The sequence below is a fragment of the Empedobacter sp. GD03865 genome (assembly GCF_029840775.1).
Taxonomy (GTDB): Bacteria; Bacteroidota; Bacteroidia; order Flavobacteriales; family Weeksellaceae; genus Empedobacter; species Empedobacter falsenii_B.
Genome location: NZ_JAOCDF010000001.1, coordinates 1 through 18,535 on the forward strand (window position 1 = coordinate 1; position 18,535 = coordinate 18,535).

Sequence of the window (18,535 nt, forward strand, 5' to 3'; positions counted from 1 at the left end):
ACATCTATATTTTAATACTCATATTGTCTTTTAATGCTTGTAAAAATAATTCCGAAACGGACAATAAGTTATTAGAACAAATACAAGGCGTCTGGTCAACTAAAATGGCAGTTTTAGATCCTGTTATTTATAAATTCGATCAGGATTCAATATATAATAATAACGGATATTATGATGGGATCTATGAAACCTATGGAAGTCGAGAGTATAAGAAATTTATACCTACTAAATTTTTAGGTAATTCAATCAAACTCTATGTAAAAGATTCAATAGTTAACTATTATGATTCTATCAATAAACCAAAACCATTTTTTAAAATTTTATCAATAAATAAAGAAGAAATGGTTGTTAAATATAATAGTGATTCTAGTCTTGACACACTTGGAAGAAGAAATAATAATACCAAAACTCCATTGGATTATGATCAAATTATTTATACGACAAGTGGTTGTTACGGGAGTTGTAGTATAATAAATATCGCTATTCAAAAAAATGGAACTATAATTAGCGGAAATGAAGCTTTTAATGGAAAAAAAGGCGTTTTTGAAGGTAAATTAGATAAAAAATTTCATCAATTTTTAGAGCAGAAAATTAATGACGCAGATTTACTTTCTTTAAAAGATAATTATGAAGAACAAATTACAGATCAATCAGAAGACTTATTACTTGTTATAAAGGAGAATAAAATTATAAAATCGATACGTGTTTATGCTTATCCTATAAATTTTTCTTATTCGAATTTGGAGTTAGCACTTAGTTATTCGGTTTCGTTAATGAGTAATAAAAAGAAATACCATGAATCTGAATACTTCCCGCTACTAAGTTTAATCAATATTAATGGAAAACAATTAAGCAAAGCACAAACTTTCTTATTTTGGACAGAATTAATGAAGCATCCTTCAAATAAAATATCAATAAAAAATCAACAAACTTATAAAATAGAATTTTATTACTATTATTTTGGTGAAGAATTAGGAGAAATTAATCCTTGTAAATTACTTAGTATAAAAGGAAATGGTCAACAATTTGAATTAACTTTTGAAAATAATCAAAAACATTATTACGATTTAGGATATAATTTTATACAACGATATATAGACTAAAAAAAGCTCCCTAATTAGAAGCTTTTTTTAGTTTATTTTATTTAATTCGATGAATATATTCAATTACTTTATCGTTAAAAATTTGTGGTTGATCGACATTCACGACATGTCCACAATCTTCGATAACAATCAATTCTGAATGTTTGGTATGTGCTTTTGTTAATTCCTGAATCGAAGGCAAAAACATATGATCTTCTGCTCCCATCACATATAAAGTCGGAATATTCAATTCAACTTTTCGAAACCATTTTAGCAACGGATTGACATCCGCAGTAAGTTTGAACCATTTCAAAAATTCTTTTTGATACAATTTTTTCGCTTCATTGATAAATAATAACCTTGATTCTTTGTGCGTATTTTTTGGCATGATAGCGAAAGCAAAAATTCGATACAAGATCAAATAAGGCAACATATGTTTGAACGTATTTCCAACATTAATCAAAAATTGACATTGGAAATTAATTTTCATAATAGCGCCTCCCATCACCATTGATTTGAATCGCTCCGAATAATCTTCTGCCAATTGTCGAATTACAATCGTTCCTAAAGACATCCCAACAAAATGCGTTTTATCAATATTTAAATGATCTAAAACATCAATGACATCTTTTGAAACTGATTTGAAAGTATAACGTTTTTCAAAAAGTGCTTTCAAGTTTTTCTTAGAACGTCCGTGTCCTCTCAAATCCATTAACAAAACATTAAAATGTTTGCGAAATTCACGCAATTGCTTGAACCAAATCGTAGAACTTCCTCCTGCTCCATGAACAAAAGTCACCCATTCTGTACTCGTTGGATGATTATATGTAGTGTATGCTAACAATTTTCTAAATAAGTTTTTGCAAAATTAAACTAAAAACTATGCCAAGCATAATAATTTCTACGTTTTAAGAAATTTTTAATCTTCATCATCGTCGTCATCTATAAAAGAACCTGCCTTTTTCAAGTAAAAAACATCGTTCATTACTTCAGCTTTCACATAATTTAGCTTTTCTTGCTCTTTCATTCGATCCGTAAATAAAGTTCCTGTTAAATGATCGTATTCGTGCTGAAAAATAACCGCTGTAAAACCTTCTACCGTTTCATCATGAAAATTTCCATCCAAATCATAATACTCCAATCGAAGAACCAAGCTTCTATACACTTTTCCGAAAATATCAGGAATAGATAAACAACCTTCACGACCGTGACGAACAATGTCCGAATACCAAGTAATTTTTGGATTGATAATAAACTCAAAAGGTTCGCCTTCTTTATCAAAACGTTGCACCCAAACCGCGTTGCGATTAATCCCAATTTGCGGAGCAGCAATTCCAACACCTTTACTCGCCTCATCTTGTACAGTCGCATACATACGATCGGCCAATAATTTGATTAACGGATCTTTTGGATCAATATCAATAGAAATTGATTTTAAGATTTTTGTATCTGCATCCGAAGTCGTTAATAAAACACGAAAAGGATCATAGGAATTCTTTTCTTTTATTAATGTCGTTTCTGCCTTTGTTAATGGCGTATAAACAATGTTTTTCATATTTTTTGATTGAGCAAATAATGCAGAAGAACAAATCAATAAGCTATAGGTTAATGTTTTTATCATTTTTTAAGTATCAATTTGTCTAAAGAATATTTTCCTGCGCCTGATAAAAATATAACTAAATAATTGATTAAATAGAATAATCCCAATTCTTTTTTACCAAAATCATGATCCGCATGTACGATAAATACCGCAACTAACATTGTAATGATTAGTGGAATCACTGCTAAACGAGTAAATAATCCAACTAAAACTAAAGAAGCACAAAGAATTTCTGCAAAAACCGTTAAACCCAAAGATACTTCTGGTCCAAGTCTAATTGGATCACCAAATTCAAAATTACCATTGACTAATTTTTGTAATTTTCCGAATCCGTGTGTAAACATAAATCCACCAGCAGCTAAACGTACTAATAACAATGATAAATCGATAAATGCAGGTTGATTTCCTAAAAGTTTAAATTTTGTGCTCATTTTTTTTAATTTTTTTCAAATATAAGTTCTAGTTTTTACGTTCACCTTTAAATAGATCAAGAAATCTACATTTTTGGATTAATTTTGGTTAATCTTTCTATTCAAGAATAAAAAAATACAACATATGTTAAAAAACATTGCTTTAATTACGATATTATTTTCAGGTTTTGCATTTGCTCAAAAATCTGAATTACAGCAAAATGATGTTTTAGGAAATCCAACTTTTATTGAAGAATCGATGCAAAAAGCACGTATTCGCATGAAGTTTATCGAAGGTTATGAAACCGAATATTACACAAAATCAACGTATAATAAAGATGGAAATCCAACAAAACGTGATTATTTTGATGAAGCTGGAAATAAAACTTTTGCTGAAACATTTAATTACAATGAATCAAATAAATTGATTTCGAGAGAAATGAAAAACAATGACGAAAGTTTAGTTTTCAATTTTGATTACGAATATACAACAGATGGTTATATCGTGACGAAAAGCGAAAATGATGTCAATGTTTCTAAAACGGAATATAAATTAGATCAAAATCAGAATGTAACTTACGAAAGAGAAACTAATTTATTGGAAGATTCGGATGTTTTTATCGAGAAAACGTTTCAATATCAAAATGGATTTTTAGTCAAAACATTGGTGAAATATAATCAAGGAAATTATACGTTGAATTATAAAAACGACGCGAAAGGCAATCCTATAGAGGAAAATTATGTGGACAAAGACAATAAACAAGTCAATAAATATATTCGCAAATTTGATGAAAACAATAATATTATTGAAGAAACTGTGATTGATGAAGCAGGAAAAGTAAAGAATATTTCCACGATTAAATATCAATATGATAATCATAAAAATTGGGTCAAACGAACACAATTCGTCAAAGATATTGATCAACCAATTTCAAATACAACAAGAACAATACGTTACTAGAAATACAAGAGCCAAGTTAATTTGGCTCTTTTTTATTTGATTATTTAACTAAATGTTTTTAAATTTATTCAAATCAATCATTTAACTTCATATATTATGATCAATAATGTGCAAGAATTTAATCGACTTTTTCAGTTATACCAAAAAGATAATCGTTTCAATTTGTACATTAATGATTATCCAAAAAATGAATTTTTGTATCAATTCTATTCAGATGAAATTGAAGATTTGAATATAGAATATGTTGATTCTACTTCAAATTCTATCAAGAAAATCCATAATTATCGCGCAAAATTAAGTGATTTTTTTCAGCCCGAAGAGCTTCCAACATTAGAGATTAAATCAATTTCTGGTTATTTTAGTCATTTTGATTTTTATTTTATGACCAATGAAAAAACCTTTGTGTTTAATTATATTCATCGCGATTTTTTATCTCAACTAATTGATATTCTTCTTGCTGAATTAGATTGTAATTTTATCAGCCGATTAAAGACTGAACTTTTAATCAATTTAGAGTACGATTAAATTTTTTGTTAAACTTTTTTCAGCGATATTTATTCGTTTTGAGAAGATTATTAAGATTTATTTTTTGCGAAGACTGATCCAAAATATAATGTTTTATGGGAGTCTTATTTTAATTGGACAACAATTGAAACAAGGAAAAATTCGATGTTACAAAGCCCAAACGCTTTTGGAAACACTTGACAGAGTATAAAATATCAATATTCAGAAAAATATACCTATCAATATAATTATGGGTAAAACTTATTTATCTCCATTTATCCATCTCGAAACGGACTGAGAAAATGTTAGAATACAATCCCAAACCGCTGTCTCCAAAGTTTGTCAAAGCATAATCAATCGAGATTCCTTTGTATTTGAAACCTACCCCAACATTTGGCTGAATTTGAGTTTTATCTTTTCCATCAAATTGCGAAATCTTCTGTAAATTGTTCAATCCTCCACGTACAAAAACCATGTCATCATAACCTAATTCAAGACCAACTTGTGGCGAAATCGAAAATCCTTTTCCAGAAATTGCGGCATTCGTTTGTTGAAATTCGATATTTATATCAACCTCTCCCAATAACGAAACTCGTTCATTAAAATCAAAACGCTTTCCAACTCCAAATTGCAATTTAGGCATTGTTAATTCGATATTCTCTCCAGGTAAATCATTCAAAATTGTTGGCTCACCTTCATTATTTGGTTCGTCAATCGTGATTTCTTTTACCTTTTGTTTATTGATACTCCACGCATTGAAAGTTGTTGTAATATCGCGCGCCATCAAACCAAAATACATTTTATTATCGGTACGATATTGCAAACCAAGATCTAAACCGAAACCAAATCCTTGCGCAAATTTCCCAATATGTCGATAAACGATTTTAGCATTTGCACCAAACTGAATATCTTTATTATTAAAGACATTTCCCGCATAAGACATTGTTAAAGCATAGTCTGCTGTAGAAAATTTAGAGATTTTATCGTAATTAATATTTCCTTGATTATCAATTAATTCTGTTGTATTCAAAATATCATCAACACCAAAACGTGTAAACGAAAATGCAATCGTAGAATTACTTTCTCTCAACGGAATTGCAACCGCTGCATAATCAAATTTCGCAATCGACTGAAAATATTCAGCATGCATTGCTGCAGCTTCCCAATCATAGGTAATTTCCGTTAATCCAGCAGGATTCCAATAAGCCGCATTAGCATTTCCAATATTCGCCACAACCGCATTACCCATTGCAAACGAGCGCGCATCTGCACCAATATTCAAAAACTCGTTCGAATATTTGCGTGTGGTTTGAGAAAAAGCAAATTGACTTGCTAGAACAGATAATATAAGGAATGTCTTTTTCAAAATTGATGAATTACGAATATAAAAACTCAAAAATAGTGGTTTTATTGTGTTTAAAAAGGATTCAGATTAATTTTTGTTTGTACTTTTGTGATGAAAAATTCATTTATGAAATTATTTACAATTCCAAATTTTCTAACACTACTTAATCTTTCATGTGGTGTATTATCAGCCATTTTCATGATTTCGAGCAATGCTCAAATCACAACTACCACAGTTACAATTGTGATGGTTTTGATGTTGATTTCATTAGTTGCTGATTTTTTGGACGGAATGGTTGCACGACTAATGAATATTGGTAGCCCGATTGGAAAAGAATTGGATTCTTTGGCAGATTGTATTTCGTTTGGTGTTGTACCAGGATTGATGTTATTTTCGATGTTTAATCATTTTTCAACTGATTTTATTTATGAAAATGAGAATTTAAAAATTGCTGCAATTTCATTATATGCTTTTTTAGTTCCTGCTTTTTCGGCGTTACGATTAGCAAAATTTAATTTAGATGAAGATCAAGCAACGTATTTCAAAGGTTTGGCAACACCATCAAATACCTTATTTATTTTCTCATTATTTTCTATCTATTACAATAATGGACAAATTATAAATCCATCTGTTGATCCGTATTTATTAATTGCCGTTTCTATTGTATTTAGTGTTTTATTAATTGTCGATTTACCATTATTTGCCTTAAAATTTAAAGGATTGAGTTGGGCAGAAAATTATTATAAATACATTTTCTTAATCATTACATTAGGTTTAGTGGCTTGGTTGCAAGTCGCTGCAATTCCGCTAATCATCTTATTGTACATCATCATCTCAATCATTTTCAGAAAAGAAATTACAAAATGAAATTAACTAAAAATATCTGTTTCTTTGATTTAGAAACAACAGGAACTAATGTTTCAAAAGACCGTATTGTCGAAATCTCTATCGTAAAAGCTTTGACAGATGGATCGAAAGAAGTAAAAACTTGGAAAGTTAATCCTGGAATTCCAATTCCACCAGAAACAACTTTAATCCACGGAATTTCTGACGAAGATGTTGCCGATGCGCCTTCTTTCAAAGAGCTTGCTCCTGCGATTATGGAAATGATTAAAGATTCTGATTTGGCTGGATACAATTCAAATCGCTTTGATATTCCGCTTTTGGCAGAAGAATTATTGCGTAACGGGTTTGATTTTGATTTATCAAAACATCGTCCAATTGATGTGCAAGTGATTTATCATAAAATGGAACCTCGTAATTTGAGCGCTGCTTATAAGTATTATTGTGATAAAGATTTGATTGATGCACATTCTGCGGAAGCTGATACAATTGCGACTTACGAAGTTTTGATGGCGCAAATCGAGAAATATGACGAACTTGAAAATGACAATAAATTTTTGAGCGAATTTTCATCTCAACGTAAAACGGCTGATTTAGCTGGATTTATTCAGTACAATGATAAAGACCAAGAAATTATTTCGTTTGGTAAATATAAAGGACAAGTTGTGACGGATATTTTTGCGAAAGATCCAGGTTATTATTCGTGGATTCAGAATGCTGATTTTCCTTTATATACAAAGAAAGTTTTTACACGAATCAAATTACAAAACGGTTTTTAAGCGATGAAAATTATTTGTGTCGGACGAAATTACGTCGAACATGCAAAAGAATTAAATAATCCAATTCCAGAATCTCCAATGTTTTTCATGAAACCAGATTCTGCAATTTTGAGAAAAGGTTTTCCTTTTGTGATTCCAAGTTTTACGAAAGAAGTTCATTTCGAAACGGAAATTGTGATTAAAATTGATCGAGTTGGAAAAATGATTCAGCCTCAATTTGCAGATCGTTATTTCTCAGAAATCGGTTTAGGTATTGATTTTACAGCGCGCGATGTACAACAAGAATTAAAAGAAAAACGTTTTCCTTGGGAAATTGCAAAAGCTTTTGATGGTTCTGCATTTGCTTCGGATTTCTATCCAAAAGAAAATTTTGATTTAGAGAATTTAGCGTTCAAATTAGATCGAAATGGAGAAAACGTGCAAACAGGAAATTCAAAAGATATGATTTTTCATATCAATACGTTGATTGCAGAATGTTCTAAATATTTTACCTTGAAAAAAGGCGATTTAATTTTTACAGGAACGCCAGCTGGAGTTTCTAAAATCAATTCAAAAGATACCTTAGAAGGTTATTTGAATGATGAAAAAGTATTCGAAATAAAAGTGTTGTAATCATTAAAAATGAAAAACATATTTTCATTTATTATTATATTTTTATTGTTTTCTTGTAAAAAAGAAAACAATATTGTTACACCTATAATTCACGAGAATGTAACAACAATGAATTCAATTTCTGATAATTACGATTCGATTACTACAAAAGTGAAGAAACTTGGTGATGAAGAAGCTTATTCAGAATTATTTTATCATTTAAAAGATTCAAATTTTGAAGGTAGAACAGATTCTTTAATGGTTTATTCAAAAATAATGGCAGAAAAATATCACTTTGAAAAAGCTTATATAGATTATTTGGATGCTATAACTGAGAAATATGGAATAGAAAATGATATTGGAAATTATTCAACAATTAATCTTTCACAATTAAAATCTAAAGAAAAGCAGGAAATTATTGATTGGCTTTCTAAAATGGTTGAAAAAGGAATAATTACAGAAAAACAATTTCAAGAAGTTAAAAAATAATAAAAGAGCGAAATTTCGCTCTTTTATTGTTTATACCACTACCTTTAATCAGAAATAAAATTAAAAATGGAAGACTATATAAAAATTGAAGAAAAACTACAAAATGATTTTGATTTATTGAAATCGAAAAAGAATAGAATTAGCAATATCAGGCTTATTGCATTTATTATTTCAGTTGTATTTTTCTTGCTTTATGTTACGTCGAGCAACAATTTATATTTGATTATTTCTTCTATTTTATTTATTGTTTTTATCATTTTAGTAGTTAAAACTTCTAAAATTTCTTCGCAACTTAATTATTCCATCCAAGCATTAGAAATTATTAATCAAATAAAAACTGATAATTCTATCGATCAATTTGTTGAAGATAATTCTCAGTTCAATAATGTTTACAACAAAGATTTAGATATTCTGGAAGGAAATTCGATCTTCAATCGAATCAATAAAACGCAAACTCGTATTGGTAATTTACAGCTCAAACATTTTTTATCGAATTTGATTTTAAACAAATCTGAAATTATTGATAGACAAAATGCTTTTGAAGAATTGGCTGAAAAAAGAAATTGGATTGTGACATTTTTGACGTTTACTAAGCGATTAAACATGAATCAATCTTCAATTTTTGTGTTCGAAAATCGTGTATTCAATACTAATTCAATAAAATTACTTCCAATCATCATTTCTGTTCTGAATATTTTATGTTTTATCGCTTTAGCAATTATTAGTTTTCCGAAAGAAATTGTTTTTTATTGGATTTTGGGTGCAGTTATTATTCCGAATGCAATTTCCATGTTTTATAAGCAACAACTTCGACGAATTGCGGCGTACACGACAATGAAAGCAGATGAATTGGATAATTTATATGAAGTTTTTCGACATATTGAAGAGGAAAAATTTGAGTCAAAACTAAACGCTGAAATTAAAAATAAGTTTGTACATCCTTTCAAATCATCGGATTTAATCAAGACAATTTCTTCAACAAAAGAAACTTTAGATGCAGCAAATTTCCCACTTGTAGGCTTTGTGTTGAATACATTTTTCTTGTGGCGATTACATTATTCGATCAAATTTGAAAATGAAATTCAAAAAACGGTTCATCAAATCAAACCTTGGTTAGATGAATTAGCCAAATTAGAAGCCTTCGTTTCATTTGCACTATTCAACGATAAACATACTTCATTTACATTTCCCGAAATCGTAGAAGAACCGTATGAATTAAAAATTATCAATGGTTTTCATCCTTTATTAGATGAAAAAATAGTTGTGAAAAATGATTTGGAAACCAATCGTCCAAACAATATTGCGATTATTACAGGTGCAAATATGGCTGGAAAAAGTACTTTTTTGAGAACAGTTGGAACAAATTTGGTTTTAGCGATGAATGGCGCAAAAGTGAGTGCAGAAAAAATGTCATTTTACCCAATGGATTTATTTACAAGTATCAGAACGGTTGATAATCTGTCATCTGGCGATTCTTATTTCAAAAATGAGATTAACAAATTGAAAATATTAATTGAACGTTTAGAAAATAATCAACCACAAATCATCATTTTAGATGAAATTTTAAAAGGAACAAATTCGGAAGATAAATTAATTGGTTCGCAGAAATTTTTAGAAAAATTAATCAAATCTCCCACAAAATTGATTGGTTTTATTGCGACACATGATTTGGAATTAACGAAAATGGAAAGTGAAAATCCGGATCATATTATTAATTATTGTTTCGAATTAAAAAACGTGGACAACAATTATTATTCGGATTATAAATTAAGAAAAGGCACAACCAAAATGATGAATGCCATTTTCTTAATGAAACAATTTAGAATTATTGATTAATCTTAAATTGTTAATTTAATTCTTTGATAAAATTCGCATCAATCGCATTAAAATCATCAACAATACAATTTGCTTTTGAAATATCTTGTTGTTTCGAATTTACACTTTTGTAACCCAAACAATACAAACTTGCTCGTAAAGCCGCTTCTACTCCATTTTTACTATCTTCGATAACAATACATTCGCTATGTTCGGACTTTGCTAAATCAGCGGCATGCAGAAAAATGGCTGGATCTGGTTTTGATTTCGGAAAGTTTTCGCCAGAAACTTTATGCGTAAAATATTGATTCAACTCAAAACGATTAAAAACACGATCGATTGTCGATTTTGAAGCCGATGAAGCCAAAATCAATTCAATTCCATTATTGTATAAATCTCTAATCAACCTCTCAACACCATCAATCAAATATAAATCTGGTTTTGTATCAAAAGCTTCATTAAAAATTGTACGTTTTCTCAAAACCAAATCGTTCACTTCATCTTTCAAATTGAATTTATCTTTCAAGATTTGATAAACATTTTTTGTCGATTGTCCTGTAAATGTGGCAAATAATTCTTCCGTAACCGGAATATTTAGTTCTTTATAATGTTCGAAATAAGCATATTTATGTACTGGTTCTGTATCGACGATTACGCCGTCCATATCGAAAATTACAGTTTTAATCATTATTATTTTGTTTCTACAAAATTAACTTTTTTAAGAAAATGATGTAAAAGTTTAAACTTTAGAATGATTTTAAATTAATCGATTATATTACTGATATAAAGGGTTATATCCGAAACCAAACAACAATACTTATGTTAAAACTTAACATTAAGATAACATTTGCACGCTTTTTGTAAAATTCTTGGCATAACAAAGTTAAAACTGAAAATTTGATAAAAATGAAAAAAGTATTATTAGTAGCTGTAATGGCATTAGGAATTTCTCAAGTAAATGCTCAAAACTATAAAAATGCTTTAGGTGTTGTTGTAGATTTAGGAGACGGAGAGACACTCGTAGGTCCACAATTCAAGCACTCTTTTGATGGTAAAAATGCGGGTAACGTACAAGTTATGTTTGGAGATAACATTACTGTTTTAGGTGCAGATTATACGTATAATCAACCTTTTTCTGGTGCAAATGGATTAGGATGGTATGTTGGTGTTGGACCTCAATTATCTTTTGTAGATGGAGGTAAATTTGAGGACAAAACTTATTTTGCAATTCGTCCGCAAGCTGGTTTAGAATACAAAATTCCTTCTGCTCCATTGGCTTTACATTTTGATTGGAAACCATGGTGGAACTTAACAAACGATTCTAACTTCGAAGCTGGTCGTTTTTCTTTAGGATTTAAATACACATTTAACTAATCAAACGTTAAAAATATAGTAAGCCACTCACTTGAGTGGCTTTTTTTATAAGTAAAATCATATAATCTATACATAAATTAATTTTATTCCTCTGAATTAATCGTTATTTTTGAAAGATTTTGGATTTTATCTAAGACCAATTATAGATTAACACTATTATTTGATTATTCAAGATATAATTCCGAATTTTAACTTAGTATTAGATTTAATAACATTTATAGAAGATGAAACAATTAATTGGGACAGGAGTTGCTTTGGTTACGCCTTTTCAACAAGATGGTACCGTAGATTATGCTGCATTAGAAAATTTAGTAAACTATAGTATCGATGGCGGTGTTGAGTATTTAGTTATTTTAGGAACTACTGCAGAAGCAGCAACACTTACAAAGGATGAAAAGAAACAGGTAATCGAAACAATAAAGAAGGCGAATGCTAATCGTGTTCCGATGGTTTTGGGTATTGGAGGTAACAATACGGCAGAAGTTATTAATGAATATCAAGAAACAGATTTAAGTGATTATATCGCAGTTCTTACAGTTTCTCCTTATTATAATAAACCAAATCAAGAAGGGATTTACCAACATTATAAAGCGATTGCAGAAAGTACAGATGCCAACATTATTTTGTATAATGTTCCTGGTAGAACGGGTTCTAATATCTCAGCAGATACAACAATTCGTTTAGCAAATGAATTCAAAAATATTGTTGCAATTAAAGAAGCTTCACCAGATTTCTTACAATCAACAGATATTATTCGTAAAAATACACGCGAAGATTTCAATATTATTTCTGGTGATGATGAATTCGCTGTACCAATGACTTTAGCTGGAGGTTCTGGTGTTATTTCTGTTATCGGACAAGGTGTTCCAACTGTTTTTACAGATATGATTCGTAAAGCAATCAACAAAGAAGTTGTTGCTGCTTACGAAGGTCATTACAAAGTTGTAGAAATTACACGTGCTATTTTCGAGGAAGGAAATCCTTGCGGAATAAAAGCTGTTTTAGATAACAAAGGCGTTTGTAAACCATTTACAAGATTACCTTTAGTTCCAGCATCAGCTAACTTGACAACAAAAATTAACCAATTATTATCAAACATCTAAAAAAATAAAGCTATGATAAAAGATACAATATTAGACGCATTAAACAAACAAATCAAATTAGAAGGAGATTCTTCTCAATTATATTTAGCTATGGCTTCTTGGGCAGAAGTGAAAGGTTTGGAAGGAACTGCAAATTTCTTGTACTCGCATGCAGACGAAGAACGTATGCATATGTTAAAATTAATTAAATTTATTAACGAAAGAGGCGGAAAAGCGTTTGTTCCACAAATTGAAGAACCAAAACAAGATTTCACAACATTGAAAGAAGTTTTTACTGCAATTTTAAATCACGAATGCTTTGTATCTGAATCAATTAACGACATTGTAGGCTTAACATTAGAAGAAAGAGATTATTCAACTCACAATTTCTTGCAATGGTATGTTTCTGAGCAAATTGAGGAAGAAAAATTAGCAAGAAATATCTTAGATAAGTTAGAAATGATCGGATCTGACAAGGGAGGTTTATATCTATTTGACCGTGACGTAGTTACGTTAAGCGTAGACGCAACAGCGGAATAAATCAAAACTTTGAGATTTTATTAAGAGGATAAGAAAAAAATATTTTATACTTTAGTCCTCAAATTTTATTAAATTTGCAGAATGTTTAAAAAACTAAGCTTAGTAGTTTTAATTGGCGCTTCTTTAGTGTCTTGTAACAAGACCTATAACAAAGCGATGAAAAGTACGGATAAAGACGAAATCTTTACATTGGCTACACAATTGTATCAAGATGGTAAATATGATTTGGCAAACGAATTGTATGAAAAAATTTCTACATCATTTGTAGGAACAGAAAAATCTGCGGACATTGCCTATAATATGGCACAAGGTAACTTTAACGAAAAAAGTTTCCGTTTAGCAGGACATCAATTCAAAAGCTTTGCAGGAGCTTATCCTATGGATAGCCGCGCAGAAGAAGCGTTGTTCAAATCTGCATTTTCTTATTACAAAGATTCGCCAAAATATGACTTGGATCAAACAAGTACATATACAGCAATCAGTGAGTTACAAGGATTTATCAATTCGTATCCAGAATCAGCACACGTTGCAGAAGCGAATAATTATATTACAGAACTTAGACAAAAATTAGAGTTAAAGTCTTTCGAAATTTCAAAAGTTTATTACAAAACAATGAAATATAAGGCTGCTGGAGTTTCTTTTGACAATATGGTTGATGAATATCCAGATTCTAAATTTCGTGAAGAAGCAATGATGTATTCATTACGTTCTAAAACAGAATTGGCGTTAAATTTCTCTCGTATCGAGAACAAAGATTTACGTTTACAAGATGCCAGAACGCAATATCTTTTGTTAACAAGATATTATCCGCAAACAAAATTTAAAGCAGAAGCTGATAAATTGATGGAGAAAATCGACAAAGATATGGTTGAGACTAAAAAACAATTAGCTGATATAGAAGTAGCTAAAAAGAAATTTGAAGCTGATCAAGCTGAATTAAGCAAAGAGCAAAATAATAAATAATAGTAAAATATATAAAATTCTTTCATTATGAATTTCAAGGATATCGGTGCAGCACCAACAACACAAACTTATGATCGTAATAAAATCGATGAGAAAACAGGAAACTTATACGAATCGATTGTAATTATGGGTAAAAGAGCAGAACAAATCAACCAAGAAATGAAAACTGAATTAATTCAGAAATTGGATGAGTTTGCTGCACATACAGATTCTTTAGAAGAAGTTTTTGAAAATAGAGAGCAAATCGAAGTTTCAAAATTCTACGAAAGATTACCTAAACCGACTTCTATTGCGGTTAAGGAATGGTTAGACAATGACGTATATTACAGAAATCCAAATGAGGATAAATAATGTCTGTTTTACATAGTAAAAAAATTCTTTTGGCAGTTTCTGCCGGAATAGCGGCCTACAAAGCCGCTTTTCTTGTTAGAGGGCTAATCAAAAAAGGAGCTGATGTTAAAGTTATTATGACGCCAGAAGCTCAAAACTTCGTTACTCCACTTACACTTTCCACACTTTCTAAAAATCCTGTCGAATGGGAATTTTTCGGTGATAAAGGGGATTGGAATAATCATGTGGAATATGCTCTTTGGGCAGATTATATGATTATTGCACCTTGCACAGCAAATACGTTGTCACATATGGCAGATGGAACATGTGATAATTTAGTTCTAGCAACTTATCTTTCGGCTAAATGTCCTGTATATTTTGCTCCAGCAATGGATTTGGATATGTACAAACATCCATCAACTTTAGAAAATATTGCTAAATTAGAATCTTTCGGAAATATTTGTATTCCTGCTGAAGCTGGAGAATTAGCAAGTGGATTAATTGGAGAAGGTAGAATGGCTGAACCTGAAAACATTATTGCGTTTTTGGAAAGTACAATCGAAGCTACTCTCCCACTTCACGGAAAAAAAGTAGTAGTTTCTGCTGGTCCTACATACGAAAACTTAGATCCTGTTCGTTTTATAGGTAATTATTCTTCGGGAAAAATGGGATTCGAGATTGCAAAAGCTGCTGCTAATTTGGGTGCAAAAGTTACCTTGGTTAGTGGTCCAAGTCACGAATCTGTTACAGGTTTTCCTATCGATCGAATAAATGTTGTTTCTGCTCGTGATATGTACGAAGCGATGCACGCTAATTTTGCTGATGCTGATGCTGTGGTAATGTCAGCGGCTGTTGCAGATTATCGTCCAAAAAAAATGGCTGAGCATAAAATTAAGAAAGAAAACGATGATAATTTAATTATCGAATTGGTGAAAAATCCTGATATTCTAAAATCGTTAGGCGAAATCAAAACACATCAATTATTGGTTGGTTTTGCATTAGAGACGAATAACGAAGAAGAATATGCAAAGAAAAAATTAGCCAAAAAGAATCTTGATTTTATTGTTCTTAATTCGATGCAAGATAAAGAAGCTGGTTTTCAGAAGAATACAAACAAAATTACAATTATTGATAAAGATTTATCGATGCAACAATTTGATGCAAAATCAAAAACAGATGTTGCAAAAGATATTTTGAATGTCATTTTAAATAAGTTATAAAATTTATTATGAAGAAATTAGCCTCAATTTTCTTTTCGTCGTGTTTAGCTATTTCGGCTTTCTCGCAAAATATTATTGCAGATGTAAAAGTCGATTATTCTCAGGTTCAGGGATCTAATACACAGGTTTATCAAACTTTAGAAAGATCATTAAAAACGTTTATTAATTCAACAAAATGGACAAATGATCGTTTAAAAACATACGAAAGAATTGAAGCTAGTTTCGTCATCAATGTAACGGAACGTGAGGGAAACAGAATGAAAGGTACTATTTTGGTACAATCTCGTCGTCCTGTTTTTAACTCAACGTACTATACGCCTGTTCTTAATTTATCTGACGATAATTTTACGTTTCAATACCAAGAATCTGAAGAGTTAATTTTCAATGATCGAAAATTCAGTGGAAAAAATTTGACAGATGTATTGACGTATTACATTTATTTAGTTTTGGGATATGATGCAGATACATTTGCGAAAGAAGGCGGAACAGAGTATTTCAAAATGGCGAAGAAAATTGCAGATTTCGGTCAAGCGAACAATAATTTCTCTGGTTGGAGCGAATTAGATGGAATAAAATCGCGCACAGCTTTAATTAACAATATTCTAAAATCGGATAATTCTACACTTCGAAATATTATCTATCAATATCATAGAAACGGCTTAGACATTATGTCTGAAAACGAAGTTCGTGGTAAAAATGCGATTGGAAATACGTTATTGCAATTAGAATTTTACCAAAGAGGAAATTATTCTCAATTTTATCCGCTAGAACTTTTCTTAACAGCAAAAAATAGCGAAATTAGTCAAGTATTTTCAGGCGGACAGGTTTCTACGGTGAATATCGAAAAACTAAAAGGAATTTTAAATTCAATCGCGCCAAAATACAACGACAATTATTGGAATAAATTGAAAAAGTAAATGTTAAAAACTCTTCGCGTTAATAATTTTGCCATTATCGATCAATTGGAGATTGATTTTCATCAAGGTATGACCACAATTACCGGTGAAACTGGTGCTGGAAAATCGATTTTGTTAGGTGCTTTAAAATTAGTTTTAGGCGAACGTGCCGATTTAAAAGCCTTGAAAAATATTGATGAAAAATGTATTATCGAAGCTGTTTTTGAGATAAAAAATCTTGAATTAAATGATTTTTTCGAAGAAAATGATTTGGATTACGAAGACGAATCTATTCTGAGAAGAGAATTATTACCATCTGGGAAATCGCGCGCTTTTATCAATGATACGCCTGTTAAAGTCTCTATTTTGCAAGAATTATCAGAATTATTGATTGATATTCATTCTCAATTTAATACACCTAAAATTTTTGAAGCTGATTTTCAACTTTCGATGTTGGATATTTACGGAGAAAATAAAGACTTATTGAAAGAATATAAGAAGGATTTTAACCACTATATTTCTACGAAGAAAAAGATAAAAGACGCTCAAAATTCGTTAGAAAATCAATCTCAAGATTTAGAATATAAATTGCATTTGTGGGAAGAACTGAACAATGCTTCGCTAAAAAATGAGGAATTAGAAGAGTTGGAAATCGAGATAAAATCTTTGTCAAACGTAGAAGAAATTATTTCGACTTTGAATGAAACTTACCAATTTTTGGAGCATCCTGAAATGGGAATAATTTCTCAATTGAATGAAGCAAGCAATAAATTGAATAAAATTTCGGATTATAATTCACAATACAATTCTATTTACGAACGATTAATTTCTTCTAAAATAGAATTGCAAGATATTTCTGGTGAAATGAGTAGTTTGATAGATTCGACTGAAATTAATCCTGAAAGATTACAAGAAATTACAGATCGTTACGATTTGATTCATAAATTATTGCGTAAACATAATGTGATTTCTGTTGAAGAATTAATTGCAAAACGTGACGAATTAGAAAGTCAAACTTCTGGTTTTGATAATTTGAGTGATTTAATTATTCACTTAAATAAAGAATTGAATTCAATTTCAGAAAAACTTGAAAAACAAGTAATTAAAATTAGAAAAAATAGAATTTCTTCTATCGAAATTATCCGAAAAAATATCTTGAATACGTTGTCACAATTGGGAATGGAAAATTCTCAATTAACCATTCAATTAAACGAAACAACAGATTTTACAGCAACTGGAAAAGATGAAGTTTTGTTTCTATTCTCAGCAAATAAAGGAATGGAACCGCGTATTTTTGAGAAATCTGTTTCTGGTGGAGAACGGTCTCGATTGATGTTAGCGATTAAAAAATTATTGGCAACTCATCAACATTTACCAACGTTGATTTTAGATGAAATAGATACAGGAATTTCTGGAAAAGTTGCAAATGAAACAGGAAAAGTAATGCAAACAATGGCAGAAAATATGCAGCTTTTAGTGATTACGCATTTGCCACAAGTCGCTTCAAAAGGAAATTATCAGCTAAAAGTTTACAAAGAAGTCGTAAACGAAACAACGCAAACAAACGTTATTGAATTATCTCAACAACAACGTTTAGAAGAAATTGCACAAATGATTTCTGGTTCAGAATTGACAGATGCAGCAATCAATCAAGCAAAAGAATTAATGAATTTGAATTAAAATTCTTAAATTATATAAAATCAAAAAAGCT

21 protein-coding genes are annotated in these 18,535 nt (G+C 30.2%); 16 read left to right on the forward strand and 5 right to left on the reverse strand.

Features of this window, described 5'->3' with window-relative positions; translation table 11 throughout:
• On the forward strand, positions 1-1,103 hold a 1,103-nt coding region (locus N5D46_RS00005; protein ID WP_280048860.1), incomplete at its 5' end, for a DUF6438 domain-containing protein.
• A 37-nt stretch (positions 1,104-1,140) separates the two neighbouring features.
• Here N5D46_RS00005 and N5D46_RS00010 read toward each other — a convergent pair.
• From N5D46_RS00010 to N5D46_RS00020, 3 genes are all read right to left on the reverse strand, one after another.
• Positions 1,141-1,926: an alpha/beta hydrolase gene (locus N5D46_RS00010; RefSeq protein WP_125349375.1), complete on the reverse strand. Its 786-nt coding sequence runs from the start codon at positions 1,924-1,926 to the stop codon at positions 1,141-1,143.
• Between the two features lie 75 nt (positions 1,927-2,001).
• Positions 2,002-2,703: a peptide deformylase gene (def, locus tag N5D46_RS00015; protein ID WP_280048861.1), complete on the reverse strand. Its 702-nt coding sequence runs from the start codon at positions 2,701-2,703 to the stop codon at positions 2,002-2,004.
• Positions 2,700-3,113: a DoxX family protein gene (locus N5D46_RS00020; RefSeq protein ID WP_125349377.1), complete on the reverse strand. Its 414-nt coding sequence runs from the start codon at positions 3,111-3,113 to the stop codon at positions 2,700-2,702. The genes def and N5D46_RS00020 overlap by 4 nt, the downstream gene beginning before the upstream one ends.
• A gap of 124 nt (positions 3,114-3,237) precedes the next feature.
• On the opposite strand from N5D46_RS00020, the gene N5D46_RS00025 reads away from it, so the two are divergent.
• Entirely contained in the window at positions 3,238-4,053 is an 816-nt protein-coding gene (locus N5D46_RS00025; RefSeq protein WP_280048862.1) for a hypothetical protein, read from the forward strand.
• Positions 4,054-4,149: 96 nt separating this feature from the next.
• On the forward strand, positions 4,150-4,578 hold the full coding sequence (locus N5D46_RS00030; RefSeq protein ID WP_280048863.1) for a hypothetical protein: 429 nt from the start codon (positions 4,150-4,152) through the stop codon (positions 4,576-4,578).
• Between the two features lie 244 nt (positions 4,579-4,822).
• On the opposite strand, the gene N5D46_RS00035 is transcribed toward N5D46_RS00030, so the two are convergent.
• Positions 4,823-5,923, reverse strand: coding sequence for a PorV/PorQ family protein (locus N5D46_RS00035; protein WP_260391952.1), 1,101 nt, complete (start codon positions 5,921-5,923; stop codon positions 4,823-4,825).
• Positions 5,924-6,028: 105 nt separating this feature from the next.
• Between N5D46_RS00035 and N5D46_RS00040 the strand changes: the two genes are divergently transcribed.
• From N5D46_RS00040 to N5D46_RS00060, 5 genes are all read left to right on the forward strand, one after another.
• Entirely contained in the window at positions 6,029-6,769 is a 741-nt protein-coding gene (locus N5D46_RS00040; protein WP_280048864.1) for a CDP-alcohol phosphatidyltransferase family protein, read from the forward strand.
• Positions 6,766-7,524 carry a 3'-5' exonuclease gene (locus tag N5D46_RS00045; RefSeq protein WP_180904396.1) on the forward strand — a complete coding sequence of 253 codons (759 nt, stop codon included), beginning with the start codon at positions 6,766-6,768 and terminating at the stop codon, positions 7,522-7,524. Before N5D46_RS00040 ends, N5D46_RS00045 begins: the two co-directional genes overlap by 4 nt.
• Before the next feature lie 3 nt (positions 7,525-7,527).
• On the forward strand, positions 7,528-8,136 hold the full coding sequence (locus tag N5D46_RS00050) for a fumarylacetoacetate hydrolase family protein (RefSeq protein WP_038334221.1): 609 nt from the start codon (positions 7,528-7,530) through the stop codon (positions 8,134-8,136).
• Positions 8,137-8,145: 9 nt separating this feature from the next.
• Positions 8,146-8,604 (forward strand): hypothetical protein, encoded by a 459-nt coding sequence (locus N5D46_RS00055; RefSeq protein ID WP_152606127.1) that lies wholly within the window; start codon positions 8,146-8,148, stop codon positions 8,602-8,604.
• Positions 8,605-8,670: 66 nt separating this feature from the next.
• A complete protein-coding gene (locus N5D46_RS00060) occupies positions 8,671-10,440 on the forward strand; it encodes a hypothetical protein (protein WP_280048865.1) in 1,770 nt (589 codons plus the stop codon).
• 10 nt (positions 10,441-10,450) lie between these two features.
• Here the strand turns inward: N5D46_RS00060 and N5D46_RS00065 are convergent, their stop codons facing one another.
• Positions 10,451-11,107, reverse strand: coding sequence for an HAD family hydrolase (locus N5D46_RS00065; protein WP_280035666.1), 657 nt, complete (start codon positions 11,105-11,107; stop codon positions 10,451-10,453).
• A gap of 218 nt (positions 11,108-11,325) precedes the next feature.
• On the opposite strand from N5D46_RS00065, the gene N5D46_RS00070 reads away from it, so the two are divergent.
• From N5D46_RS00070 to recN, 8 genes are all read left to right on the forward strand, one after another.
• Complete coding sequence (locus N5D46_RS00070; protein WP_280048866.1) at positions 11,326-11,793, forward strand: hypothetical protein; 468 nt, start codon at positions 11,326-11,328, stop codon at positions 11,791-11,793.
• A 224-nt stretch (positions 11,794-12,017) separates the two neighbouring features.
• A complete protein-coding gene (gene dapA / locus N5D46_RS00075) occupies positions 12,018-12,896 on the forward strand; it encodes a 4-hydroxy-tetrahydrodipicolinate synthase (RefSeq protein WP_280048867.1) in 879 nt (292 codons plus the stop codon).
• 12 nt (positions 12,897-12,908) lie between these two features.
• Positions 12,909-13,415 (forward strand): ferritin, encoded by a 507-nt coding sequence (locus tag N5D46_RS00080; protein ID WP_125349386.1) that lies wholly within the window; start codon positions 12,909-12,911, stop codon positions 13,413-13,415.
• Positions 13,416-13,496: 81 nt separating this feature from the next.
• Positions 13,497-14,378 (forward strand): outer membrane protein assembly factor BamD, encoded by an 882-nt coding sequence (gene bamD / locus N5D46_RS00085; protein ID WP_038334250.1) that lies wholly within the window; start codon positions 13,497-13,499, stop codon positions 14,376-14,378.
• 27 nt (positions 14,379-14,405) lie between these two features.
• On the forward strand, positions 14,406-14,729 hold the full coding sequence (locus N5D46_RS00090; protein ID WP_019973784.1) for a DNA-directed RNA polymerase subunit omega: 324 nt from the start codon (positions 14,406-14,408) through the stop codon (positions 14,727-14,729).
• Positions 14,729-15,928, forward strand: a complete 1,200-nt coding sequence (gene coaBC, locus N5D46_RS00095; protein WP_280035658.1) for a bifunctional phosphopantothenoylcysteine decarboxylase/phosphopantothenate--cysteine ligase CoaBC — start codon at positions 14,729-14,731, stop codon at positions 15,926-15,928. The genes N5D46_RS00090 and coaBC overlap by 1 nt, the downstream gene beginning before the upstream one ends.
• An 8-nt stretch (positions 15,929-15,936) precedes the next feature.
• The gene (locus N5D46_RS00100; protein WP_115000576.1) at positions 15,937-16,845 is read left to right on the forward strand and encodes a DUF4835 family protein; all 909 of its coding nucleotides are present in this window, start codon (positions 15,937-15,939) and stop codon (positions 16,843-16,845) included.
• The gene (recN, locus tag N5D46_RS00105) at positions 16,846-18,504 is read left to right on the forward strand and encodes a DNA repair protein RecN (protein WP_280048868.1); all 1,659 of its coding nucleotides are present in this window, start codon (positions 16,846-16,848) and stop codon (positions 18,502-18,504) included. It begins immediately after the preceding gene.
• Positions 18,505-18,535: the final 31 nt, after the last annotated feature.